The sequence below is a fragment of the Winogradskyella algicola genome (assembly GCF_005869935.1).
In the GTDB taxonomy this organism is placed as follows: domain Bacteria; phylum Bacteroidota; class Bacteroidia; order Flavobacteriales; family Flavobacteriaceae; genus Winogradskyella; species Winogradskyella algicola.
Genome location: NZ_SZQF01000004.1, coordinates 14,802 through 40,055 on the forward strand (window position 1 = coordinate 14,802; position 25,254 = coordinate 40,055).

The 25,254-nt window shown below is 33.9% G+C and carries 22 protein-coding genes and 1 tRNA gene; 17 read left to right on the plus strand and 6 right to left on the minus strand.

From position 1 onward, the window contains the following. Positions 1-134: 134 nt before the first annotated feature. From FC091_RS07615 to FC091_RS07650, 8 genes are all read left to right on the plus strand, one after another. The gene (locus tag FC091_RS07615; protein WP_138433683.1) at positions 135-677 is read left to right on the plus strand and encodes a DUF1599 domain-containing protein; all 543 of its coding nucleotides are present in this window, start codon (positions 135-137) and stop codon (positions 675-677) included. Between the two features lie 33 nt (positions 678-710). Next, the gene (locus FC091_RS07620; RefSeq protein ID WP_138433684.1) at positions 711-1,064 is read left to right on the plus strand and encodes a four helix bundle protein; all 354 of its coding nucleotides are present in this window, start codon (positions 711-713) and stop codon (positions 1,062-1,064) included. Positions 1,065-1,130: 66 nt separating this feature from the next. Further along, positions 1,131-2,225 carry a BT_3928 family protein gene (locus FC091_RS07625; protein WP_138433685.1) on the plus strand — a complete coding sequence of 365 codons (1,095 nt, stop codon included), beginning with the start codon at positions 1,131-1,133 and terminating at the stop codon, positions 2,223-2,225. A gap of 56 nt (positions 2,226-2,281) precedes the next feature. Further along, positions 2,282-2,650 (plus strand): four helix bundle protein, encoded by a 369-nt coding sequence (locus FC091_RS07630; protein ID WP_138433686.1) that lies wholly within the window; start codon positions 2,282-2,284, stop codon positions 2,648-2,650. A 54-nt stretch (positions 2,651-2,704) separates the two neighbouring features. Then, complete coding sequence (locus tag FC091_RS07635; protein ID WP_138433687.1) at positions 2,705-3,781, plus strand: ABC transporter permease; 1,077 nt, start codon at positions 2,705-2,707, stop codon at positions 3,779-3,781. A gap of 88 nt (positions 3,782-3,869) precedes the next feature. Next, entirely contained in the window at positions 3,870-4,619 is a 750-nt protein-coding gene (tpiA, locus tag FC091_RS07640) for a triose-phosphate isomerase (RefSeq protein ID WP_138433688.1), read from the plus strand. After that, complete coding sequence (gene prmA, locus FC091_RS07645) at positions 4,620-5,456, plus strand: 50S ribosomal protein L11 methyltransferase (protein WP_138433689.1); 837 nt, start codon at positions 4,620-4,622, stop codon at positions 5,454-5,456. It abuts the gene before it with no gap. Positions 5,457-5,495: 39 nt separating this feature from the next. Beyond that, positions 5,496-5,768: an ATP-dependent Clp protease adaptor ClpS gene (locus FC091_RS07650; protein WP_138433690.1), complete on the plus strand. Its 273-nt coding sequence runs from the start codon at positions 5,496-5,498 to the stop codon at positions 5,766-5,768. A 29-nt stretch (positions 5,769-5,797) separates the two neighbouring features. Here FC091_RS07650 and FC091_RS07655 read toward each other — a convergent pair whose 3' ends face one another. From FC091_RS07655 to FC091_RS07680, 6 genes are all read right to left on the minus strand, one after another. Then, entirely contained in the window at positions 5,798-6,070 is a 273-nt protein-coding gene (locus FC091_RS07655) for a heavy-metal-associated domain-containing protein (protein ID WP_138433691.1), read from the minus strand. Positions 6,071-6,077: 7 nt separating this feature from the next. Next, on the minus strand, positions 6,078-6,281 hold the full coding sequence (locus FC091_RS07660; RefSeq protein WP_138433692.1) for a YgaP family membrane protein: 204 nt from the start codon (positions 6,279-6,281) through the stop codon (positions 6,078-6,080). A gap of 12 nt (positions 6,282-6,293) precedes the next feature. After that, on the minus strand, positions 6,294-7,700 hold the full coding sequence (locus FC091_RS07665; RefSeq protein WP_138433693.1) for an MBL fold metallo-hydrolase: 1,407 nt from the start codon (positions 7,698-7,700) through the stop codon (positions 6,294-6,296). Between the two features lie 121 nt (positions 7,701-7,821). After that, on the minus strand, positions 7,822-8,238 hold the full coding sequence (locus FC091_RS07670; protein ID WP_138433694.1) for a DUF6691 family protein: 417 nt from the start codon (positions 8,236-8,238) through the stop codon (positions 7,822-7,824). A gap of 1 nt (position 8,239) precedes the next feature. Further along, positions 8,240-8,797: a YeeE/YedE family protein gene (locus FC091_RS07675; RefSeq protein ID WP_138433695.1), complete on the minus strand. Its 558-nt coding sequence runs from the start codon at positions 8,795-8,797 to the stop codon at positions 8,240-8,242. Between the two features lie 48 nt (positions 8,798-8,845). Beyond that, on the minus strand, positions 8,846-9,481 hold the full coding sequence (locus FC091_RS07680) for a Crp/Fnr family transcriptional regulator (protein ID WP_138433696.1): 636 nt from the start codon (positions 9,479-9,481) through the stop codon (positions 8,846-8,848). An 84-nt stretch (positions 9,482-9,565) separates the two neighbouring features. On the opposite strand from FC091_RS07680, the gene FC091_RS07685 reads away from it, so the two are divergent. The 9 genes from FC091_RS07685 to bglX all read left to right on the plus strand — a co-directional run bounded on the left by FC091_RS07685 (position 9,566) and on the right by bglX (position 25,249). Further along, a tRNA-Arg gene (locus FC091_RS07685) sits at positions 9,566-9,639 on the plus strand. Between the two features lie 243 nt (positions 9,640-9,882). Next, the gene (locus tag FC091_RS07690; RefSeq protein ID WP_138433697.1) at positions 9,883-12,678 is read left to right on the plus strand and encodes a helix-turn-helix and ligand-binding sensor domain-containing protein; all 2,796 of its coding nucleotides are present in this window, start codon (positions 9,883-9,885) and stop codon (positions 12,676-12,678) included. Positions 12,679-12,927: 249 nt separating this feature from the next. After that, entirely contained in the window at positions 12,928-15,957 is a 3,030-nt protein-coding gene (locus tag FC091_RS07695; protein WP_138433698.1) for a SusC/RagA family TonB-linked outer membrane protein, read from the plus strand. Between the two features lie 12 nt (positions 15,958-15,969). Beyond that, positions 15,970-17,505 carry a RagB/SusD family nutrient uptake outer membrane protein gene (locus FC091_RS07700; protein ID WP_138433699.1) on the plus strand — a complete coding sequence of 512 codons (1,536 nt, stop codon included), beginning with the start codon at positions 15,970-15,972 and terminating at the stop codon, positions 17,503-17,505. Between the two features lie 5 nt (positions 17,506-17,510). After that, complete coding sequence (locus FC091_RS07705) at positions 17,511-19,250, plus strand: LamG domain-containing protein (protein WP_138433700.1); 1,740 nt, start codon at positions 17,511-17,513, stop codon at positions 19,248-19,250. A 121-nt stretch (positions 19,251-19,371) separates the two neighbouring features. Next, the gene (locus FC091_RS07710) at positions 19,372-20,754 is read left to right on the plus strand and encodes a glucoamylase family protein (protein ID WP_138433701.1); all 1,383 of its coding nucleotides are present in this window, start codon (positions 19,372-19,374) and stop codon (positions 20,752-20,754) included. Next, positions 20,755-22,107, plus strand: a complete 1,353-nt coding sequence (locus FC091_RS07715; protein WP_138433702.1) for a glucoamylase family protein — start codon at positions 20,755-20,757, stop codon at positions 22,105-22,107. Positions 22,108-22,117: 10 nt separating this feature from the next. After that, positions 22,118-22,903, plus strand: coding sequence for a carboxylesterase family protein (locus tag FC091_RS07720; RefSeq protein ID WP_138433703.1), 786 nt, complete (start codon positions 22,118-22,120; stop codon positions 22,901-22,903). A gap of 3 nt (positions 22,904-22,906) precedes the next feature. Continuing rightward, positions 22,907-25,249, plus strand: coding sequence for a beta-glucosidase BglX (bglX, locus tag FC091_RS07725; protein WP_138433704.1), 2,343 nt, complete (start codon positions 22,907-22,909; stop codon positions 25,247-25,249). Positions 25,250-25,254 lie beyond the last annotated feature (5 nt).

The following is a 25,254-nucleotide window of genomic DNA, read 5'->3' on the forward strand; positions in this document are numbered from 1 at the left end:
GTTATAAAATTTCATTTTAAAAAAGCCAAAGTTAACATATTCATAAACTTTTAAGTCCGAAATAAATCAATGGAGACAGAACTTTGAACTTTAAACTAAATAAGCGAAATTTACAGAAATTTTTACGGAATTATATGCAAGATACATCAAAACAATACGATGCTGTTATAGAAAAGTGCAGATCGCTTTTTGTAAACAAAATGAGCGATTATGGAAGTGCATGGAGGATATTAAGATTACCGTCGCTTACTGATCAGATTTTTATAAAAGCACAACGTATTAGAAGTTTACAAGAAAATGATGTTAGAAAGGTGGATGAAGGAGAAGTAAGTGAGTTTATAGGTATTATAAACTACTGTGTTATGGCATTAATTCAGTTAGAAAAAGGTGTTGTAGAACAACCAGATCTGGAGACGGAAGAAGCTACGAAGCTCTATGATGAAAAGGTTGCACTGACCAAAGAGTTAATGATGAACAAAAATCACGACTATGGTGAAGCTTGGCGAGATATGCGTGTGAGCTCGTTAACCGATTTAATATTACAAAAACTATTGCGCGTAAAGCAGATTGAAGATAATGCAGGTAAAACCATTGTAAGTGAAGGTATAGACGCTAATTATCAAGATATGATAAATTATGCTGTTTTCGCCATGATTCATCTTGGTGAAGGTGAATAAATTCCAAATTACAAAAACTAAATTCCAAAAGATTTGGGAAATGATAAGATTTATAATTTAGAAAAGAGAACTTTTGTTTTTGCAAGAGATTGTCGTTTTTTGGTTCGAGATTTAAAAAGTACAATTTCTAATATTGAAGATGGTAAACAATTGGTAAAATCTTCTGGTTCTGTTGGAGCAAATTATATTGAAGGAAATGAAAAACTCGGTGATAAAGATTTAAAGTTTAGATTAAGAATCGCAAGAAAAGAAGCTAAGGAGAGTGAATATTGGTTAAGACTATTGAAAGAGTTTAACGAAAGCGAAAACGATAGGATTGAAAATTTAAGAAACGAAGCTAATGAAATTAGAAAAATACTCTCGGCTATTATTAATAAGTTAAAATAAAAGAAAAAGTTTAATTTTTAATTATTTGTTTGGAATTTAGTTTTTGATTTTTGGAATTTAATATTTATGAAATACATCACACACATAAGCAGAATATTCGTTGGAGTTTTATTTATAATCTCAGGATTTATAAAGCTTAACGACCCATTAGGATTTTCTTATAAACTGCAAGAGTATTTTGGAGCAGACGTGCTAAATATGGAATTTATGATTCCATATGCCTTATTGCTTTCTGTTTTCGTTGTAGTTTTTGAGGTTGTTTTAGGTGTGTTTTTATTAATCGGATATAAACCAAAATTTACCATTTATAGCCTATTGGCTATGATAGTCTTCTTCACGTTTTTAACTTTTTATTCAGCATATTTTGATAAAGTAAAAGACTGTGGTTGTTTTGGTGATGCATTAAAATTAACACCATGGGAAAGTTTTACTAAGGACGTTATACTACTTGCTCTAATATTGATTTTGGTAAAAGGTTTAAGGCATATACAACCGCTATTTACTAAATTACCAACTACTGTTATTGCCTTACTCAGTTTTATTGTGTCATTATGGTTTGGTTACCATGTATTAATGCATTTACCAGCTATAGACTTTAGAGCTTACGCCATTGGTAAAAATATACCAAAGCAAATGGAAATTCCAGAAAATGCTGCAAAACCAGTTTTAGAATATACGTGGACGTTTAATATCGATGGCGAGAAACAGGAATTTGTGACTAACGGAAGTTATCCAGAAGTTGATGGTGAGTATGTAGGTGTTGAGACTAAGACGATTGATGAAGGTTATGTGCCACCAATTCAGGATTTTTCTATTGAGTCTGAAGATGAAGACCTAACAACTTATTTCATGGAAAAGGATAAGTTGGTCGTAATCGCAATGTATAATATTACTGCATCTGAAACTGATGGAGTAGCTAAATTAAAACCCTTTACAGATAGAGCTACTAAAAAAGGCTACACAGTGATAGGGCTTACCTCTTCTGGTGAGTATGAAAAAGAAAAGGTGAAACAAGATTTTGACCTTAATTTTGATTTTTACTTGTGTGATGAAAAAGTGATAAAGACCATAGTGCGAGCTAATCCTGGTGTTGTTCTTTTAGAAAGGGGTACGGTTGTTAATAAAGCACATTGGAACGATATTGAGGATGTAAATTTATAGTACTCAGTTTGCAGTAGCAGTAAGCAGTTTTTTAATATCAAAACTTAATATTTAAAATGAAGTTTGAAGATTTATTAGCATATAAAAAGGGTTTTGATTTGGCAATGGAAATCTATTTTAAGTCTAAAGAGTTTCCAAAAGAAGAAACATATTCTTTAACAGATCAAATTAGAAGATCTTCTCGAAGCGTTTGTGCTAATATTTCGGAAGCTTATAGAAAGCGATTATATCCAAAACACTTCATAAGTAAATTAACCGATAGTGATGCAGAGAATTCTGAAACGCAAACTTGGTTGAGATTTGCTGTTGCTTGCGAATATATGTCAAAGGAATATTATGATGATTTTATGCTTAAAAGTAAAGAGGTAGGAAAGCTAATAAATTATATGATAAATAATCCAGGAAAGTTTGGTTGTAAGATGTAGAAAATTCAACACTGAATACTGAACACTAAATACTGAACACTGAACACTAATCACTTGATAAGATACTTTATAAATAAACTGTTCTATGCATTTATCACCTTATTAGGTGTTGTTACAGTTATTTTCTTTTTATTTACAATTCTTCCTGGCGATCCTGCAAAGATGATGCTCGGGCAAAATCAATCTGCCGAACAAGTAGAAGCAGTAAAAAAGAAATATGGTTTCGATAAGTCTTTGGGAACACAGTTTTTGTATTATTTAAATGACCTATCTCCAATTTCATTTCACTCTAATAATTCAGAAGATTACACATATTTAAGTATTAATAAGTATAATGCTGCAAAGTTATTTAGTATCGGTAATACAACAACGGTTGTAAAAACACCTTACTTAAGAGAATCCTTCACCAAACAAGGAAAAAAAGTAACAGATGTTATTGGTGAAACTATTCCAAATACCTTTGTTTTGGCAGTTTCAGCAATTATAATTGCTATAATTTTTGGGATTGTGTTCGGAATTATTTCAGCGTTATACAGAGATACTTGGGTGGATAAAACAATACAAGTTTTAAGCACGTTTGGTATGAGTGTGCCTTCTTTTTTTAGTGCTATTCTTTTTGCGTGGTTGTTTGGTTTTGTGTTGCACAAATACACCAATCTAGAAATGACAGGAAGTCTGTATGAATTAGATGATTTTGGTGAAAAAATGAATATACAGTGGAAGAATTTAATACTTCCTGCCATTGTTTTAGGTATTCGTCCGTTGGCAGTAGTTATTCAGCTGATGCGTAATTCGCTATTAGATATAATGAGTCAAGATTACATAAGAACCGCAAGAGCTAAAGGATTAAGCGAGTTTAAAGTGATAAAAAACCATGCTGTTAAAAATGCATTAAATCCAGTGGTTACGGCAATTTCAGGATGGTTTGCATCGATGCTTGCTGGTGCCGTTTTTGTTGAGTATATTTTTGGATGGAATGGGCTTGGAAAAGAAATAGTTAATGCTTTAAACACTCTAGATTTACCAGTAATAATGGGTTCTGTTTTGGTTATTGCTATTGTCTTTATAACCATTAATATTCTAGTAGATTTAGTCTATGCATGGTTAGATCCTCGCGTTAAGCTATCTTGATAATTAACTGATAATTATCAACAAGCATTGTGCTTTAAAAGCTTATTTTTGTATACTTCAAACTAAAGTAAAATCAATTTATAAAATCATGAGAAAACATATTGTTGCTGGTAACTGGAAAATGAATAATGGTTTAATTCAGACCAAAACCTTAATTACGGAGTTAATAAAGCAAGAGAAATCGTCTGATGTAGAGGTAATGATTGCACCAACATTTACAAACTTATGGCACGCTTTCGAAGCAACTAGACAATATGATATAGAAGTGATTGCCCAGAATATGCACTTTGCAGAAAATGGTGCATATACAGGTGAGATTAGTGCAGGTATGCTAAAAAGTATTGGTATTAAATCAGTGATTCTTGGGCATAGTGAGCGCAGAGCTTATTTTAATGAAACTGATGAAGCTCTAGCTAAAAAAGTTGATGCAGCTTTAGCTAATAATATGCGAGTGATTTTTTGTTTTGGTGAAGAATTATCTGACCGCAAAGCAGGTAATGAGGAAACGGTTGTAGAAAACCAAATAAAAAACGTACTTTTTCATTTAGACGCAAATGCCTTCAAGCATATTGTTTTAGCTTATGAGCCTGTTTGGGCAATAGGTACAGGAGAAACTGCTACACCAGACCAAGCACAAGATATGCATGCATTTATTAGAAAAACTTTAGCTGAAAAATATGGTAACGACGTTGCAGACGAAGTTTCAATTCTTTATGGTGGAAGTGTAAAGCCAAACAATGCTAAGGAAATTTTCTCTAAACCAGATGTAGATGGTGGACTAATTGGAGGCGCCTCTTTAAAGGCAGAAGATTTTTTTGCTATAGTGAACGCGTTTTAAATGAACAACACTATATATATAGGCTACGAATTTAAAGTAGAACCTCTTCAGCCAGCAACAGAAATTTTAATTGCAGAGCTTGGCTATGCAGGTTTCGAAAGTTTTGTAGAACACTCAAAAGGTGTTACTGCGTATATTCAAAAAGACGACTGGAATGCTTTTATACTAGAAGATATACAAATTTTAAACTCTGAAGAATTTAAAATTACCTATGAATTTAATGAGATAGAGCAAACCAACTGGAATGCAGAGTGGGAGAAGAACTTTAAGCCTATAGTTGTCGATGATTTAGTTACAGTAAGAGCACCATTTCACGATAAACCTAGTACTAAATACGATCTTATTATTGAACCAAAAATGAGTTTTGGTACAGGTCATCATGAAACCACACATATGATGATTCAACATATTTTAAAGAACGATTTTAAAAATAAATTAGTTTTAGATATGGGTTGTGGCACTGGTGTATTAGCGATTTTAGCTGAGAAAGTTGGGGCAACAAAATTAGATGCTATAGATATTGATAATTGGTGCTACCTAAATAGTTTAGAAAATATAGAGCGAAATGATTGTAAAAATATTTCGGTTTATGAAGGTGATGTAAAACTGTTAGAAGGAAAGCAATACGATACAATTATTGCAAATATTAATAGAAATATTCTATTAGCAGATATACCTATGTATGTTAAATGTCTAAACAGTAATGGTGAATTGTATTTAAGTGGTTTTTACGAAGAAGATATACCAAAGCTTGAAGATTTATGTAATAAGCACATGTTAAAATTTAAAGAAACAATAAAAAGAGGTGATTGGGTATCGTTAAAATTCATAAATTAGTATAATTAAAACGAGAAATCCTCAAATCCGTTTGTAGTTATGACGAAAGAAAAATTATCAGAAGAATTACTCCTCGAAGAAGAAGTGTTGAAACAAAATGAGATTGTTTTATTTAATGATGATGTGAATACTTTTGATCATGTAATAGATACACTAATTTATGCATGTGACCACACACCAGAACAAGCAGAGCAATGTTCTATAATTGTACATTACAAAGGTAAATGTACAGTAAAAACAGGTGCTTACGAAGATTTAAAACCTAGATGTTCTAAGCTATTGCAAGCAGGACTTAGTGCAGAAATAGTATAAAAAAAGAAATCCCTCAAGCGAGGGATTTTTTATTTTGTCATTCTTCCGACAGCACAACTAACAAAAGATTTAGCCTTTTTAGGTAAAGAGTTTTGTTCACCTACCATTGGGTATCCTAAATCTGAAAGTTTTGTTTTTGCAGCTTCAAACGCTTCATTATTATTATGATTAAAGCTTACTTCATCTGTATCATTGTTAACTGAAACATCAGATATGTCATCGAGTTTGGATAATTGTGTTAGTATAGTATTAGCACAACCACCACATTTTAGATTTTGTATTTGTATTGTTGTAGTCTTCATTTTGTAATTATTTGCGTTTACAGGTGTTCCATCCAAAAGGTAAATAAAGCGGACAGAAACTAATAAAACTTGTGAGTAAGAAAATAATAGCTAATGCCATTAAAACATAAGCCAGTGTACCTTCAATTACATTGAAATAATACAATAAGGCTATAGTAATAGCAATTATAATTCTAATACCTTTGTCTAAACTTCCCATGTTCTTTTTCATAATAAAAGAGTTTTAAAGTGTTGATAGACAAACAAAATCGGTAGTAGGTAGGTTTGTTTTCTTAATAGCACCAAATCCGCCAGCGATGTCTACCAAATTATGGTAGCCTCTTGCTTTTAGTATTGAAGCTGCGATAACAGAACGATAACCACCAGCACAATGTACATAATAGGTTTTATCCTTATCTATTTGATCCATTTGATTGTTGATATAATCTAGTGCAAAATGCTGAGCATTTTCTAAATGCATACTTTTATATTCACCATCTTTACGAACATCTAAAACACTTAATTCTGATGTATTTGCTCTTTTTTCAAATTCTTCAGCAGAGATAGATTCTAAGGAATCGATTTCTTTTCCTGAGGCTTCCCATGCGTCTATACCACCTTCAAGATAACCTAAGGTATTATCGTAACCAACTCGAGATAATCTAGTTACAGCTTCTTCAGACTTACCTTCTGGGACTACTAGTAAAATAGGCTGTTTAATGTCTGTAATTAAAGCACCAACCCAAGGCGCAAACTGTCCGTTTAATCCAATAAATATTGAGTTAGGTATGTGAGCTTTAATATAATCTGATTGTGTTCTTACATCTAAAACCAATGCAGATTCATGATTTGCTAATGCTTCAAATTCTTCTGGTGTTAAGGGGTTGTTTCCGGTGTTAAGAATGTCGTCAAAAGCATCATAGCCCATTTTATTCATCATCGCATTCTTAGCAAAATATTGTGGAGGTTGTGCGATACCATCAAGCACTTCTTCAATAAATTCTTCTCTGGTCATATCTGCACGCAAAGCATAGTTTGTTTTCTTTTGTTCACCTAAAACACCAACCGTTTCTTTACTTAAATTTTTTCCGCAAGCAGAACCAGCTCCATGTGCAGGGTACACAATAACATCATCAGCCAAAGGCATAATTTTTTCTCTTAATGAATCATACAACATACCAGCTAAGTCACGCTCTGTTAAATCTGATTTTATGGCCAAATCTGGTCTGCCAACATCACCTAAAAAAAGTGTGTCTCCTGAAAATATGGCGTAATCCTTACCGTTTTCATCTTTTAGTAAGTAAGTTACAGATTCTAAGGTATGACCTGGTGTGTGCAGTACTTTTATAGTAATATCACCGAGTTTCAATTCCTCACCATCGGTTGCCGAGTGAATGTTGTATTCTGTTTCTGCACCAGGACCGAAGACGATAGTAGCTCCAGTTTTTTCAGCTAAATCCACATGTCCAGACACAAAATCTGCATGGAAATGCGTTTCTAATACATATTTAATTTTGGCATTATTAGCTTTTGCTTTATCTATATATTGTTGTGTTTCTCTTAGAGGATCTATAATCGCTACCTCACCTCTAGATTCAATATAATAAGCTCCTTGAGCTAAGCACCCTGTGTATAATTGTTCAATTTTCATTAGTAATTATTTTTTACTAGAAATAAAACCTATGATTAATATAGCTTCATCTCTTATAAATTTACGCTAAATTACAAAAGCATAAAAATCTTAGTGTACTATTTGTTACATAGTTCGTAAACTAATGCGGTAGCTTACGTTTTAAAATCCCATACACAAATGTGCCTACCAAAGCAGCAGCTATTACTATTAACATAGAAAAAACACCTGTGCCCACCAAGACATACATTGGTCCAGGACAAGCACCTGAAAGAGCCCATCCGAGTCCAAAAATACTTCCACCTACTATGTATCTGATAAGTCCATTGTCTTTTGGAGGAACTCGTAGGTATGTGCCTTGCGTAGTTTTAAGATGTTTCTTTTTTGCAATTAACAATAAAATAACACCTGTAAAAACAGCGGAGCCAATAATGCCATACATATGAAAGGATTGAAATTTAAACATTTCAAATATGCGATACCAAGAAACAGCTTCGGATTTTACTAGTACAATTCCGAAGAATATTCCAACTAAAAAAAACTTTAAAAAATTCTTCATTTTAGAATAGTATTGGAAAGATTAAATGAATCATGATTAAACCACCAATGAAGAAACCAATAACTGCAATCAATGATGGTAATTGCAAGCTACTTAAACCAGTTATGGCATGGCCAGACGTACAACCTCCAGCATATCGGGTCCCAAAACCAACTAAAAAGCCTCCAACTATTAGTAGGGCAATACCTTTAAGAGTTAAAACATTTTTCCAAGCAAATAGTTCCGGTGGTAAAAGGCTATTTCCTACATTTTTAAAACCGAGTTCGTGTAGGTCTTTAATAGTTTCAGTACTTAGGTTGATGTCGGTTGGGTTCGATAGAAAAAAATGAGCAATAAACCCACCTACGATAGCTCCAATCACTACGGTGAGGTTCCATTTTTGACTTTTCCAGTCAAATTTAAAAAACTCAGAATATTTACCTGCGCCACCCATAGCACACATAGTTCTTAAATTAGAAGACATACCAAATGTTCTTCCGAAATAAAGTAACAAAAACATGGTAATAGCAATGCATGGGCCAGATACATACCATGGCCAAGGTTCTTTAATTAGTTCCATATAAATTATAAAATTTTAGTGTTGAGGGATAAGGGGTTTAATAAAGAATTAAAAATCTATAACATGGATTTTATTTCTTCCTAATGTTATTCTTTCTTGTTTTTCGAGTTGTTTTAACAATCTAGAAACTACAACTCTAGAGGTGTGCAAATCTTCGGCAATTTCCTGATGCGTAATTTCTAAATCTGTAGAAGCAGAAAGCTTTACTTTATCTGTAAGGTACTTAAAAAGTCTTTCATCCATTTTCATAAAAGCCAAAGTGTCAATGGTTTCTAGCATTTCGTCAAAACGTATCTGGTAACTTTGCAGAATAAAACTTCTCCAACTGGTGTTGGTATCAAACCAACTCCTCATTTCTTCTATGGGTATCATAATAACCGTAGTGTCTTCATCAGCAATGGCTCTTATCTTACTTACAGATTTGGCCATGCAACAGGTTAATGACATTGCACAAGTATCTCCAGACTCTAAAACGTACAGTAATAATTCGCTTCCCTCATTGTCTTCTCTCAAAACTTTAATATTTCCTTTAATTAACAACGGAACGTGCTTCAATTCTTGGCCAATATCAATTATAATATCACTTTTTTTGAAAGTTCTAAGTTCAGCTACTTTAGAAATATTTTTAAGAATTTCTTCGTCAAATAAGTAGGCGAAAGGTTGTATTAATTCTTTTGAAATCATGTTTCAAAAATAATCATTTAGAATTTTGAAATAAATAGTTTGGTTGTTTTTTAATAAAAGTTATATATTTGCAGCCCTTTATAAGGCCACGTGGCGCAACTGAATAGCGCATCTGATTACGGCTCAGAAGGTTGCAGGTTTGAATCCTGCCGTGGTCACAGCAGCGGAGAATTTATCTTATTTGATGAGTTCTCCGTTTTTATTTATGATGATTTGTTCTATGCATAACATATAAATGATAATAGACGGAAGTTTTAAGTTTTAATGTATAAAATAAAAGTTGATTTTTTATTCCGTGTAATGGTCTGTTTAATTTTCATATTGAGTGAAATTTTAGGTATAGAGTTAATTAATTTTTTAATTTTAAATGCTTCATCAAAAGCATTTATTATAATCTTAGAATGAAAACAGCATTAACTTTATTATTATTCCATTTTTTTTTCTCATTTGTCTCTTATTGTCAATTTTCACCAAATATTCATAACTACTCTATTGCTGAATATAAGGCTAGTAACCAAAATTGGGATTTACACAGAGCTGTAAATGGTAAAATATATGTAGCCAACAACAATGGATTATTAGAATATGATGGTTTAGATTGGAAATTGTTTCAATTGCCTAACAAAACCACTGTAAGATCGGTTTTAGAATTGAATAACTTGGTTTTTACAGGTTCGTTTGAAGAGTTTGGTTATTGGGAAGAAGATGATTATGGGGATTTAATTTATAACTCTTTAAGTGAATTGATTAAAGATGATATCTCTCCAAATGAGGAAATTTGGCAAATATTAAGTTATAAGGATAAAATCGTTTTTAGATCATTCTCGAGTATTTATATATATGATTTTAAAACTGTAGAACGTATTAATCCGAGTTCAGCTGTAATATCATTGAGTTTAGTAGGTGAAGATTTACTTGTTTCTACTTTAAACAACGGGATATTTAAGCTACAAAACAAAACTTTAATTCCTTTTTTTTCTGATGAAATATTAAAGGATACTAAAATAATTTCAATAGTAAAAAAACAAGATCGATACTTAATAATGACTTCACTTAAAGGAAGTTTTTATTTGATTTCTAATAAGCTAGTACCTACAACATATGCTTTTAATAATGAAATAAAGCAACACCAGCTGAATAAGTTTTCTAAATTAGATAATGGGTATATGGTCTTTGGTACCATAAAAGATGGTGTTTATGTAGCAGATAGTAATGGAGAGATAAAATTTCATGTTAGCAAAGAAAATGGACTCATAAACAATACAGTTCTTGGCCAGTTTATTGATAATAATAGTAAGTTATGGCTTGGTCTAGATAATGGAATAGCAACAATTGATCTAAAGAATACTAACTATTTTTTTAACGATATCTCAGGGAAATTAGGTGCTGTTTATGATATTGTTAAATACCAAGGTTTACTTTATATAGGTACTAATACTGGACTATTTTGTTTGGATAAAAATAAAACTTTAAGTTTTATTGATGGTTCACAGGGGCAAGTTTGGGATTTAAAGATTATAGACGGTAACTTATTCTGTGGACACAATGAAGGTACTTTTTTAGTTGATAAAAATCAAATAAGAAAAATATCAGATTTTACTGGCGGATGGACTATTCAAAAAGTGCCCGAGCACGACGATTTATATATACAAGGCACATATGCTGGTTTAGTGAAATTTGAACAAAAAAAAGGAAAGTGGAGTACTAAGCACATGGGCAAAACCACTATTCCTTCAAGATTTTTGGTTTTTGAAAACCCTTATACTGCATGGGTGGCTCATGCTTATAAAGGTGTTTATAAAATAAATTTCAGTAAGTCTTATGATACTATAACTAAAGTTACAAATTATGGACTCAAAGGCTTAGACTCTGAGTATAATCCTAGAGTATATAATTTAAAAAATGACATAGTTTTTAAAACTAATCATGGTTGGCAAAAATATGAGCCAATACTAGATTCTATTGTGCCTTTTGATTTGTTGAATGAAAAGTTTGGAACGGATTCTTATATTATATCTGAGAAAGATATGGGTCCGATAGTTCTTAAAGATAAAAATGGTGTAATAAGATTTAAATACATTAATAATGACAGTGTTGAGAGAAAAATAAACAACAAGTTAATAAAGAATAGATATATAGTAGGATATGAACATGTCTCTAAAATAGATAACTCACTTTTTGCTTTAAATTTAGACAATGGTTTTATGCTCATTGATGAAAGCTATATGGATTCTACAGTTCTTTTTAAACCTAGAATAGAGTCAATTCAAGTTAATGGTAAGAGTGTAAGTCTATCATCAATCGATAGTGGCGATAAAGTTGTTGCATTAAAGTACAATGAAAGCGTGAATTTAGAACTGTCCTCTTCTAAATCTAATAATCATTATTTTGAATATAGTATACCCTCTTTGAGTAAAGATTGGTTCAAAGTGGATAACAGAAATCTTGAACTAAATAATATTAATCATGGTGTTTATGACATATTATTAAGAACAAGAGACGATTCTGGAAATACGTCAAAAAGCCAAAGTCTAAAATTAGATGTTAGTCCACCTTGGTATAAAGGAACTCTTGGTTTAATATTATATGTTGTGTTATTGTTTGGTGTAATAGGTTTATTCTATTATTTACATCATAGAAAAATTCAAAAAGAGCAACGGTTAATTAGAGTTAAATACGAAAGGGAGCAGCACAAGCTTTTACGAGAAAAAACTCTAGAAAACGAAAAAAATATAGTACAGCTAAAGAATCAATCATTACAAAATGAATTAAAAATAAAGAGTAAACAATTAGCTAACAATGCAATGGCACTGGTTAAAAAGAATGAAGTTCTCCAAGATATTAAGCGCGAATTAGCTATAAACAAGGATAGCTTTAATGATTATTATTCATACAAGAAGCTTGTTAAGAAATTGAATAATTCAATAGAGCATAAAGATGAATGGGAGGTTTTTGAAGAGAATTTCAATCAAGTTCATGATGAGTTTTTTACCAGGCTTAAATCACGTCATCAAATTTTAACTCCAAAAGATTTAAAAGTATGTGCATATATTAAAATGAATCTAGCAAATAAAGAAATTGCACCTTTAATGAATATCTCTGTTAGAGGAGTAGAGACTCATAGATACAGACTGAAAAAGAAATTGAATTTAGAAAATGACATTTCTTTGACAGATTATTTGTTGAATATTAAATAACAGCTACATTAAGTTGTTAATTTGATATTTTTAACTACGTCATTACTACGTCACTTAGTTAAAATTTTAAGATTTTACAACGTTTTCGTTTATATTTAAACTACGTCAAATTATGAATTTAAAGGCTTTTAGGGTCTTTTAGTATTTCATGGCGTAATTAAAATGTAAATAGTATATATATTAAATTTAAGTTAACACCTTAACTTTAGGTTTAGAAAAAACTAACTATTTCAATCTAAATGTTAATGTATGAAAACTAAATTCAGTTTAATATTACTTTTGTTTATCTCCTTAATCTCTTGGAGTCAACAAATAGAAGTAAGTGGTGTTGTAACTTCAGCAAGCGATGGCATGCCATTGCCTGGTGTAAGTGTAATTATAGAGGGTACCTCTAAAGGTGTAACAACCGACTTTGACGGTAAGTACAATATAACTGTGCAAAGTGGTCAGAAATTAAATTTCAGCTACATTGGTTTTAAATCACAATCTACAACTATCGAAAACCAAATTGTTCTTAACGTAGCCTTAGAAGAAGATGTGTCGTTGTTAAACGAGGTGGTTGTAGTGGGTTATGGTACACAGAAAAAAGCAGATTTGACAGGTGCCATCTCTACAGTAAAAACAGAAGTTATTAGTCGTACGCCCGCAGCTCAGATAGCGCAAGGTTTACAAGGGCAAGTGGCAGGTGTCCAAATTAATAGTCAGGGTTCGCCTGGTGAAACACCGCAAATTCGAATTAGAGGAACGAATTCGTTATCAGGTAATAATAATCCTCTTTTTGTTGTTGACGGCAACTTTTTCGACAATATAGATTTCTTAAACCCTAGCGAAATAGAAGATGTATCTGTTCTAAAAGATGCGTCATCTGCGTCAATCTATGGTGTTAGAGCTGCTAATGGCGTAATTGTAATTACAACAAAGGGTGGTAAATTCAATAAGAAACCAGAAATTACATTTTCTTCTTTTATGGGTGTTCAACGCGCTCAAAATATTTTAAAAATGGCCAATGCAGAGCAGTTTACTACATTTGCATTAGAGTCTGGATCTCAGGCAGAGATAGAAAGTGTAGAGCAAGCGATTCAACGATTTGGTCGTAGTAGAGTTAATCCAAATATACCAAATGTTAATACAGATTGGTATGACGAAGTTTTGAGGGACGCTCCAATTGAAAATTATGACATTCAAGTTACCGGAGGTTCAGATAAAATATCTTATTCATTGGGTGGTAACTTTTTTTCTCAGCAAGGTATTTTAGATATGAAAAATAGCTATAACCGTTCCAATCTTCGTGCAAGGATTGACGCCAAGGCTACAGATTGGTTAAAAGTTGGTGGTAATATCTTATATAGTAATGCCGTACAATACGCTGACGAAGGATCTGCATGGCAACTTACATATTTTGCAGTACCTATTTTACCCGTGTTTGATGCTAATTTTACAGAAGCGGATCCATTGCCATATTCAGACGCAAGAGAAATAGGATATAGAGGGGCTCAAAATCCATTTCCGTTAATGGATAACGCTGATAGGAGAGGAGAAAGAAGACGTTTGGTGTCAAACTTTTATGCGGATTTTGAAATTTTACCAAAAAAATTAAATTTTAAAAGTAGTCTTTCATATACCTATTCTGGCACAAATGAAAGAATCGTGCAACTGCCATATTTTGTAACAGAGGAGTACCAACGTGCTATAGAACAATCATCAATAACACGTAATAATGCTGTTGGTGAAAACTACATTTGGGACAATATATTAACGTACAGAAATAATTTTGGTGGCGACCATGACTTAACATTAATCGCCGGTACGTCTTTTAGAGATGATTATGGTAGAAATTTCGGTGCTAGTGGTAATTTCAGTCCAGAATCTTCATTTGTAAGAAACAATGACAAGACTTGGTATATAGAGAATACTTCTCCTGATAGCCGTATCGCTTACGATGGCGGCTTTAGAGATTATGGTTTTTCTTATTACGGTAGAGCCGAGTATAAGTTAAAAAACAAATATCTATTAAATTTATCCTTTAGAGCTGAAGGAACGAATAAGTATGATGAAACGTATGTGTATCTCCCAGCAGTTGGACTTGGTTATGTCATCTCTGACGAGTCATTTATGGACGATGTGGATTTTATTGACTTCCTTAAATTTAGAGCAGGTTGGGGACGTGTAGCAAATGATGCAGTAGGAAGAAGTAACCCTTTATCTGCAAATTCAATTTCTACAGTTTTTAACGATACGTTTTTTAACGGCATAGAGTTTGAAACGGTAGAGGACAATATTTCTTGGGAGTTTACAGATGAATTAAATGTTGGATTATCAGCTTATTTATTTGATAATAGATTATCCTTAGAAGCGGATTATTTCGTAAAAGACACAGACAACTTAGTTATAAATGTACTTCAGTTTATAGGTACTGGTTCTAGCCGTCAAAATGTTGGTGGTGTTAGAAACAAAGGTATTGAATTAGCTGCAACTTGGAGAGGTCAGTTTTCAGATAATTTTAGTTATTCCATCTCAGGTAATTTCAGTACCTTAGACAATGAAATTACAAGTTTAGCAGGTCAACCAGTTCTTGAAACAGGTACGGCAGAAGCTAGACAGAGAATTATTGTTGGCCAACCAATAAACGTATTCTACGGATGGGAAATAGACGGTGTTTATCAAAATGAAGCAGAAATTCTTGCCGATCCAGCTGCTCAAGCAGCTATCGCTGATGGTGTAGATATTAGACCTGGTTACTTTAGATATAAAGACAATAATGGCGATGGTGTTTTAGATGCAGAAGACAGAGCTTACTTGGGTTCACCAATACCGACGTTCTATTATGGCGGTAATATTGCGTTAAATTATAAAGATTTTGATTTAAATGTAGCTTTCTATGGCCAAGGTGGAAACGTTATATTTAACTCTAACAGACAAGAAGTAATTAGAACCCAAGGACGAAATATAGATGCAGATTTGGCAATCAACAGATGGAGAGGTGAAGGTTCTACAAACTCCTACCCATCATCAGAAGGATACAGACAAGTCTGGAATCAAAGATTATCAGAATTTTTCTTGCAAGATGGTGATTTTTTCAGAATACAAAACATACAATTAGGCTATACCCTAAGACAAGAAAATTTTCCAGAAATAAGACTGACATTGACTGCTGATAGACCATTTATATGGACTAAAAGCTTTAACGGTTTTAATCCAGAAGTTGGATTTGATGGCCGTGATACTCAAACATATCCAACTCCATCTGTTTACTCGTTTGGAGTACAAGTTAAATTTTAAAAATTTTAAGCTATGAAACAAATATTTAATTTAAGACTGATTCTTATTGTTCTATCTATTTTCTTTTTCGTTGCTTGCGAGGAAAAATTAGACGAAGAACCAGAAAACCAAACACTGGTTAATGAGATTGATTACTCAAGCCAAGAACTTGCTTTTGGTACTTTAGTTGGTGCTTATCGCAGTTTTCAGAGCGTTGGTTGGGAGCAAATTCCATTACTATCTGTAAGAGGAGATGATGTTAATGCAGGTGGTCAAGGAGATCAACAAGGTTTTGCAGATACCGATAATTATATTTATGATAATAATTATTGGATGTACAATGTCTTTTTCGAAAACTGGGCAGAGGATATAGTGCAGGTAACAGCCCAAATCAACGCCTTAGAAAAATTTAGAGACGGAGGTGTCAATTCTAATTTAATCGATCAGTACATTGCTGAATGTAAAGTGTTGAGAGGTTTTATGACCTTACAATTATCAAGACTTTTTGGTGATGTATATAAGATTGATACACTTGATTTTACCCAGATTGAAGTTGTTACAAAAGATGAACTTATGGAATGGATTTCTGACCAAATGGACGAAGCAACACCATTTTTGCTAGATGTGGCACCAAATCAACGTCAAGATTTGCCAGGCGGTATAACCAAATATACAGCGTTAACTGTTAAAGCCATCGCAAATTTAGAAATCGAAGATTATCAAAGTGTAGCCGATGCTACTGGTGAGATAATAAATTCCGGTAAATTTCAATTATTTAGCGATTATTATGAACTATTTAAAATTCCTGGAAAATTAGCTAATGAGAATATTTGGGAAATTCAATATTCTGATTTTGGACAAGCTTCAGGGGAAAATGTTGCTCATTTATACGCATTCTATGGGCCTCAAAACTGGACAGCTGCGGTAGAAGAAGCTACCAGTGGATGGGGTTTCTATGAGCCAAGCCTTAAATTCATTAAGTTTATGCTAGACCGAAACGAAACTGTAAGATTAGAAACTAGCGTGCTTTTTACAAATGATGGTATTGATGAAATTATGATGGATCCAGCCTATCAGAATCTTCCTTCATTTGTTTCTAATACGACTAGAGATGGTGATATCATAAATAATTACCCAAGAGCCAATTTTGCAAGCGGTAAGCATTATTTACCTTCTAATCAATTAACTCCTGGTAGAACATCTTACGGAACTAACAAAAATTACACAGTATTAAGGTATGCTGAAGTACTTTTAATGTATGCAGAGGCTCTAACACGCGGTGCAAGTGGTGCTGCAGGTACAGCTGAACAAGCTGTTAATACGGTAAGAGCTAGAGCTGGCATGCCATCATTAGCAAATGTTTCAAGTCAAGATGTTATGGATGAGAAATTTGCAGAGTTAGGTATGGAATGGGGTGTTAGATTTTACGATATGGTGAGACTCGGTAACTTTGATGAATTGAGTTATGATGGTAGAACATTTTCATCAGAAAAAGTATTCTTACCATATCCACTAGAGCAACTTGATTTAAGTTTCATTTTAAGCGAATACGCTAACAATAATAATTAATAACTATGAAAACTAATAATATATTTAAACTCGTTGTTTGCTGTTTACTTTTGTTTTCGGCATGTGACGAAGGCATAGATCCTATCACAGAAGTGGATCCGGGACCAGACGCAGGAGCACCAATGGTAACAATTAATAAACCTGTCGATGGATTTGAGATACAAGTTGCAGAACCTGTAACCTCTACTCCAATAGAGTTTAGGGCAGAAGATGATATAGAACTAGCTTCGGTAAGTGTAAGACTAGACGGAGCAGAAATTGCAAGCTATAACCAATTCATAGATTATAGAATCTTCATTGAAGAATTCATTTACGATAACATTACCACAGGTGAACATGTATTAGAGGTTACAGCAACAGATATAGTTGGTAACTCAACAACAGCAATTTCTAATTTTAGCAAAGAGCCTCCTTATACTGCGTTGTATCCAGGTGAAACGTTCTACATGAATTTTGATGGTAGCTATAGTGAGTTAGTGACAGTAACAGATGCAGATGAGGTAGGTAACCCTGGTTTTGCTCCAGAAGCTAGAGTTGGTTCTGGTGCCTATGCAGGTGCAACAGATTCTTACTTAACTTTCCCAACAGATGGCTTGTTAGCGAGTGAGTTTAGTGCTTCGTTTTGGTTAAAGGTTAATGCAACACCAGATAGAGCGGGAGTTCTTGTTGTAGGGCCACCAGATGAAAACAATCCAGATGCCCAGAACAATAGAACAAGCGGATTTAGATTTTTTCGTGAAAACGCTGGCGGTATGCAACGTTTCAAATTAAATGTAGGTAATGGTACAGGCGATTCATGGTTTGATGGTGGTGCAGCTGCTGATGTAGATCCTACAGCAGACGAATGGGTACACTTTGCGTTTACAATTTCAGGAACAGAATGTGTTGTTTATAAAAATGGAGAAGTAGTTAGTCAAAATTCATTTGCTGGTGTAGATTGGACAGGTTGCGACGTGTTATCTATAATGTCTGGTGCACCACGTTTTACAGGTTGGGGACACAACTCAGATGCTAGTTACATGGATGAGTTAAGGTTATTTAATATGGCTCTAACGCAAGAAGAAATTATAGAACAAATCGCACAAGCTGATGAAATTTTTAAACTAGGTTTTAATGGTAGTTATACTGAAGATTACAGTGATATAGACTGTACCGAAGTAGGTAATCCAGATTATACAGGAATGGCAGATGCTTATGAAGGGAATAATGCATATCAAGGAGCAGCGGATTCTTACTTAACATTTCCGACAGATGGATTATTAAATGAAGAGTTTTCTGCAGTTTTTAGATATAAAGTTAATGGTACTCCAGATAGAGCGGGTGTACTTGTGGTAGGTCCACCAGACACAAACAATCCAGACGCTCAAAATAATAGAACAAGCGGGTTTAGATTTTTCCGTGAAAATGCTGGCGGTATGCAACGTTTCAAATTAAATGTAGGTAATGGTACTGGAGATTCATGGTTTGATGGAGGTGCAGCAGCAGATTTAGATCCTAATAATCCACAATGGGTTCAAATGGCATTTACAATTTCAAATACAGAATGTGTTGTGTATATAGACGGACAGGTTGTGAGTCAAAATTCATTTACAGGTGTAGATTGGACAGATTGTGATATTATTTCTATAATGTCTGGTGCGCCTAGATTTACTGGCTGGAACCACCTTGCCGATGAAAGTGCTATGGATGATTTAAGAATCTTCAAAAAAGCACTATCACAAGCAGAAATTCAATCAATGTTATAGTTTATAAAATTGAGCGATCCTTAACGCTAAATTGATGCGTGTGTAGAAACTATTGAATTAGTCTTTTAAACCTTTAGCTGCATCTAACCAATGCAGCTAAAGTTTATCCTAACTTTTACTAATGAAATCAATACATCAAAATAAAGTTTTTGTTTTGACAGTTTTTCTTTTGTCAATTTTTAGCTGTAAAAACAATACAAATAACTCTGAACACTCAGATGTAGTATTGTTAAATCAAGAAAAACCTGAATTATCTAATGATCAACTCTTAGATACCATCCAGTTCCAAACCTTCAATTACTTTTGGGAAGGTGCAGAGCAAAATTCAGGCTTGGCTCGCGAGCGTTTACATATGGATAATACTTACCCAACATCACCAAAAAACACAGTTACTACTGGTGGTAGCGGCTTTGGTCTTATGGCTATTTTAGTAGGTGTAGAGCGAGGTTGGGTAACAAGAGAACAAGCCCTTAAAAGATATACTAAAATCGTTAATTTTCTTGAAAAAGCAGACCGTTTTCATGGTGCATGGTCGCATTGGATTAATGGCGAAACAGGCAAAGTGTATCCATTCGGAAAAAAAGACAATGGTGGCGATTTGGTGGAAACAGCATTTTTAGTTCAAGGGTTACTTACAGTTTCAGAATATTTTAAAGACGGTAATAAAGAAGAACAGGAATTAGTTACCAAAATTGATAAACTTTGGAAAGAAGTAGAGTGGGATTGGTATACTAAAGGAGGTGAAGATGTATTGTACTGGCATTGGTCGCCAGAATACGATTGGGATATGAATTTTCCTGTTGGCGGATATAATGAATGTTTAATTATGTATGTGCTTGCAGCCGCATCGCCTACACATTCAATATCAAAAGAAGTTTATGAAAAAGGTTGGGCAAAAAATGGTGCTATTGTTTCTAATGACTCATATTATGATGAAGAATTAGTCTTAAATTACTTTGAACATAGTGATGCGCCAATTGGACCTTTATTTTGGGCTCATTATTCATACTTAGGTCTTGATCCTAGAGGCTTGTCAGACCAATATGCAGATTATTGGGCGTTAACCCAAAATCACGCCAAGATCCATTATAAATATGCAATAGACAATCCTAAGAATTTTAGTGGGTATAGTGATAGTCTTTGGGGGCTTACCTCAAGCTATTCTATGAAAGGTTATGCAGGTCATAGACCAGGTAATGACCTAGGTGTTGTGTCACCCACAGCTGCATTATCTTCTTTCCCTTACACACCAAAAGCGAGTATGAAAATGCTAAAAAACATTTACAAAAACCACGATAGCTTAGTTGATAAATATGGACCTTATGATGCATTTAGCTTTGAGTACGATTGGTACTTGCCAAGATATTTAGCAATAGATCAAGGTCCTATTCCTGTAATGATAGAAAATTACAGAACTGGTTTGCTTTGGGATTTATTCATGAAAAATAAAGACGTACAATACGGATTAAAAAAACTAGGCTTCAAAACAAAAAATAAAAATTAGATGAAAAAATTAATTATAGTATTGTTAATCACATTTATATCGAGTTGTGGTAACGGCGACGGTCCTGGTTATCAAGAGCCTTACAATCCAAATGATGACGATCCTGTTTTGGTAGATCCATTAACAGATGAAGAAATTCTGGATTTAACCCAACAAGAAACGTTCAAATATTTTTGGGACTTTGCTGGTTCAAATTCTGGTGCAGCCAAAGAGCGTTACCATCCTAACAATCCATCAGACAGCCAAAATGTGATTACAACAGGCGGAAGCGGTTTTGGTCTTATGGCTATTTTGGTGGGTATAGAACGTGGTTATATTTCTCAAGCTGAAGGTTTACAACGTCTAAATCAAATACTAAATTTCTTTGAAAATGCAGATCGTTTTCACGGTGCTTGGTCACATTGGATAGACGATGCTTCTGGTGCCACAATACCTTTTAGCGCACAAGACAATGGTGGAGACATTGTAGAAACAGCATTTTTTGTACAAGGTTTAATTTGTGTGAAAGAATATTTTAAAAACGGAACTACCGAAGAACAAGCTTTAGCTAATCAAGCTGATATACTTTGGAAAGGTGTTGAGTGGGATTGGTACACCAATAATCAAAATAAATTACTGTGGCATTGGAGTCCATCAAATGGGTTTGCAATTAATTTAGAATTAAAAGGCTATAACGAAACTTTAATAGCATTTATAATTGGTGCGGCATCGCCTGACTATCCTATTTCGGCAGATGTGTACCATCAAGGTTGGGCTAGTAATGGTAATATAGTATCATCATCAAGTCAATATAGTATTCCTTTAATTTTAGATCACGCAGGTATAGGTACTGGTCCTTTGTTTTGGGCACATTATTCATACCTAGGATTAAATCCAACAGGCTTAAACGATCAATATGCCAACTATTGGGATTTAAATGTTAATCACACCAATATTAATTATCAATATTGTGTCAATAATCCAAACAACTTTGCCGATTATGGTCCAGATTGTTGGGGATTAACCGCAAGTTATACCAGAAATGCTGACGGATCGGTCGGTTACACCGCACACGATCCTCAAAATGACAATGGTACGATTTCACCTACTGCAGCTGTAAGTTCTATACCGTACACTCCTGAAAAATCATTAGCAGCGATGCACTATTTTTATGAAAATGAATTAATGGGACCCGCTGGTTTTTATGACGCTTTTAATTCAGAGCATGATTGGGTAACTGAACGTTATTTAGCGATAGACCAAGGCCCACAAATCATTATGATAGAAAACCATCGTACAGGTTTACTGTGGAATTTATTTATGCAAAACGAAGATGTACAAAACGGATTAGATGCTTTAGGCTTTACATATTAAACCTACTAAGATGAAACACATTAAAACACAAATTACTTTTTGTCTGCTACTAATTACAACACTGGCATTTGCGCAAAAAGATCTTTATAAGGAAAAGGTTCATATTAAAGGCGAAGATACGCTTAAGTACCGCATTATGTTCCCAGAAAATTTTTCAGAAGACAAACAGTATCCTGTTGTATTATTTCTTCATGGAGCAGGTGAGCGAGGTGACGACAATCAAAAACAACTACTACACGGAAGCAAATTATTTGCAGACAAAACCAATCGTGGTGCATTTCCTGCAATAGTAATCTTTCCACAATGCCCAAAAGATAGTTACTGGTCTAATGCAGATGTAGATCGTTCATCTTTTCCAAGAAAATTAGTATTTCCAAAAGATAAAGAAGCTACAAAACCAATGCAATTGGTTATAGATTTAATGCAAGACATTACTAGCAAAGACTATGTAAATACAGACAAAGTTTATGTTGGTGGATTATCTATGGGAGGCATGGGAACATTTGAAATTCTATCAAGACAACCAGATATGTTCGCTGCTGCTTTTGCTATTTGTGGTGATGGTAATGCTGAACTAACAAAAAACTACGCTACAAAAGTAGATTTATGGGTATTTCACGGTGCAAACGATGATGTTGTAGACCCAAAAGGTTCAATAAAAATGGTTAATGCTATTTTAGAAAATGGCGGAAAACCAAATTTCACTTTATACTCAGATGCAAATCACAATAGTTGGGATCCTGCTTTTGCAGAACCTGAATTATTAATATGGCTTTTTTCTAAATCAAAAAAATAAATAATGACAACGCTTAAACTTACTAACATAAAATCCCTAGCAATAGGTTTTGGTTTACTAACCGCTATATCTTGCAATACCAATAGCAACAAAACAACATCGGCAAAAACCGATAACCCATACCAAACTAAAGTAGATTCCATTATCGGGTTAATGACTTTAGATGAGAAAATTGGTCAGTTAAATCTTCCGGCTACGGGACCAATTACTACGGGTGCTTCAAAAAGTACAGATGTTGTAAAAAAGATTGAAGACGGAAAAATAGGTGGTCTTTTTAATATTAAAGATCCAAAAAATATTTATGACGTTCAGAAAATTGCAGTTGAGAAAAGCCGATTAGGTATTCCCCTAATTTTCGGAATGGATGTGATTCATGGTTTTAAAACCACATTCCCAATTCCGTTAGGATTATCTGCCTCTTGGGATATGGAAATGATTGAAAAAACAGCGCAAATAGCAGCTAAAGAAGCGAGTGCAAATGGTATTAACTGGACTTTTTCGCCAATGGTAGATGTTTCTCGCGATCCACGTTGGGGACGTGTTTCCGAAGGAAATGGTGAAGACGCCTATCTAGGAAGCCAAATTGCGCGTGCAATGGTTCGTGGGTATCAGCAAGATGATATAGCTGCAAATAACACGTTAATGTCTTGTGTAAAACACTTTGCATTGTATGGTGCGCCAGAAGCTGGTAGAGATTACAATACGGTAGATATGAGTCGTATTCGTATGTACAACGAATATTTACCACCTTACAAGGCAGCTGTAGACGAAGGTGTTGGTTCTGTAATGGCATCTTTTAACGAAATAGATGGTGTTCCTGCAACAGGAAACAAATGGTTATTAACTGATTTACTTCGAGATGATTGGGGATTTGATGGTTTTGTGGTGTCTGATTACACAGGTATTTACGAAATGCGTGCACACGGAATGGGTAACGAATTTAATGTAACGTCGTTAGCATTAAAAGCTGGATTAGATATGGATATGGCTGGGGACTCACCACATATTGACGCTGCTTATATAAAACATTTAAAAGGTGCGTTAGACCAAGGTAGAATTACTATGGAAGATATTGATACTGCTGTTGCACGTGTGTTAACCGCCAAATATCAATTAGGTTTATTTGACGATCCTTACAAATATTGCAGTGAAGAACGTGCTAAAAACGAAACCTATACACAAGAAAATAGAGATTATGCACGTCTTGTTGGTGCAGAATCTTCAGTATTACTAAAAAATGATGATCAGCTTTTACCTTTAGAAAAATCTGGTACTATTGCTGTTATTGGGCCATTGGCAAAAGCTAGCAACAATATGCCAGGAACTTGGTCTGTTTCGTCCGATCATAACAAAGCTATTTCGGTATGGGACGGTTTACAGCAAACCGTTGGTAAGGATGTTAATTTGTTATATGCCAAAGGAAGTAATGTAGATTACGATTTAGACTTAGAAAAGCGTGCTACAATGTTCGGAAAAGATATCCCAAGAGATGGAAGAACTGATCAACAAATGCTTAATGAAGCTTTAGCAATTGCTAAAAAATCAGACGTTATTGTAGCAACTATTGGTGAATCTGCTGAGTTTAGTGGCGAAAGTAGTAGTCGTACAGATTTAGGCATTCCACAAGTACAAAAAGATTTATTACAAGCTTTATTAAAAACAGGAAAACCAGTTGTTTTAGTGCTATTTACTGGTAGGCCTTTAACTTTGGTTGAAGAGAGTGAAACTGTTCCAGCAATCCTTAATGTTTGGTTTCCGGGTAGCGAAGCTGGTTTATCCATTTCAGATGTATTGTTTGGCGATGTTAACCCTTCAGGAAAATTGACAGCAACGTTCCCAAGAAATGTTGGTCAAGTTCCGTTGTTCTACAATCACAAAAATACAGGTCGTCCATTAGGAAACGACGAAGGTCATTTTGAAAAATTCAAAACCAATTATTTAGATGTTCGTAACGAACCTTTATATCCTTTTGGTTTCGGATTAAGCTACACCACTTTTGAGTATGGCGAGCTTAAACTAGATAAAACATCGATGTCTCAAAACGATACAATTAATGTTTCGGTAGATATTACAAATACTGGTGATTACGACGGAAAAGAAGTAGCGCAATTATATATAAGAGATATGGTTGGTAGTGTAACAAGACCAGTAAAAGAGCTTAAAGGCTTCCAAAAAGTATTTGTTAAAAAGGGAGAGACTGTAACAGTAACCTTTAAAATTTCGGTTGAAGACTTAAAATTCTACAACTCTAATTTAGATTTTGTCGCAGAACCAGGTGAATTCCAAGTCGCTATCGGAACAAACTCTGATGTTGTGCTAAAAAATTCATTCAAACTTTTAGATTAATAGCT

What these genes read in the sequence shown, in the direction of transcription:
- FC091_RS07615 (WP_138433683.1), top strand. Translation starts at nt 135, where the DNA reads ATGCAAGATACATCAAAACAATACGATGCTGTTATAGAAAAGTGCAGA.
- FC091_RS07650 (WP_138433690.1), top strand. Translation starts at nt 5,496, where the DNA reads ATGACGAAAGAAAAATTATCAGAAGAATTACTCCTCGAAGAAGAAGTG.
- FC091_RS07625 (WP_138433685.1), top strand. Translation starts at nt 1,131, where the DNA reads ATGAAATACATCACACACATAAGCAGAATATTCGTTGGAGTTTTATTT.
- FC091_RS07705 (WP_138433700.1), top strand. Translation starts at nt 17,511, where the DNA reads ATGAAAACTAATAATATATTTAAACTCGTTGTTTGCTGTTTACTTTTG.
- FC091_RS07670 (WP_138433694.1), bottom strand. Translation starts at nt 8,238, where the DNA reads ATGAAGAATTTTTTAAAGTTTTTTTTAGTTGGAATATTCTTCGGAATT.
- FC091_RS07680 (WP_138433696.1), bottom strand. Translation starts at nt 9,481, where the DNA reads ATGATTTCAAAAGAATTAATACAACCTTTCGCCTACTTATTTGACGAA.
- FC091_RS07665 (WP_138433693.1), bottom strand. Translation starts at nt 7,700, where the DNA reads ATGAAAATTGAACAATTATACACAGGGTGCTTAGCTCAAGGAGCTTAT.
- prmA (WP_138433689.1), top strand. Translation starts at nt 4,620, where the DNA reads ATGAACAACACTATATATATAGGCTACGAATTTAAAGTAGAACCTCTT.
- FC091_RS07695 (WP_138433698.1), top strand. Translation starts at nt 12,928, where the DNA reads ATGAAAACTAAATTCAGTTTAATATTACTTTTGTTTATCTCCTTAATC.
- tpiA (WP_138433688.1), top strand. Translation starts at nt 3,870, where the DNA reads ATGAGAAAACATATTGTTGCTGGTAACTGGAAAATGAATAATGGTTTA.
- FC091_RS07630 (WP_138433686.1), top strand. Translation starts at nt 2,282, where the DNA reads ATGAAGTTTGAAGATTTATTAGCATATAAAAAGGGTTTTGATTTGGCA.
- FC091_RS07655 (WP_138433691.1), bottom strand. Translation starts at nt 6,070, where the DNA reads ATGAAGACTACAACAATACAAATACAAAATCTAAAATGTGGTGGTTGT.
- FC091_RS07710 (WP_138433701.1), top strand. Translation starts at nt 19,372, where the DNA reads ATGAAATCAATACATCAAAATAAAGTTTTTGTTTTGACAGTTTTTCTT.
- FC091_RS07720 (WP_138433703.1), top strand. Translation starts at nt 22,118, where the DNA reads ATGAAACACATTAAAACACAAATTACTTTTTGTCTGCTACTAATTACA.
- FC091_RS07660 (WP_138433692.1), bottom strand. Translation starts at nt 6,281, where the DNA reads ATGAAAAAGAACATGGGAAGTTTAGACAAAGGTATTAGAATTATAATT.
- bglX (WP_138433704.1), top strand. Translation starts at nt 22,907, where the DNA reads ATGACAACGCTTAAACTTACTAACATAAAATCCCTAGCAATAGGTTTT.
- FC091_RS07715 (WP_138433702.1), top strand. Translation starts at nt 20,755, where the DNA reads ATGAAAAAATTAATTATAGTATTGTTAATCACATTTATATCGAGTTGT.
- FC091_RS07700 (WP_138433699.1), top strand. Translation starts at nt 15,970, where the DNA reads ATGAAACAAATATTTAATTTAAGACTGATTCTTATTGTTCTATCTATT.
- FC091_RS07690 (WP_138433697.1), top strand. Translation starts at nt 9,883, where the DNA reads ATGAAAACAGCATTAACTTTATTATTATTCCATTTTTTTTTCTCATTT.
- FC091_RS07675 (WP_138433695.1), bottom strand. Translation starts at nt 8,797, where the DNA reads ATGGAACTAATTAAAGAACCTTGGCCATGGTATGTATCTGGCCCATGC.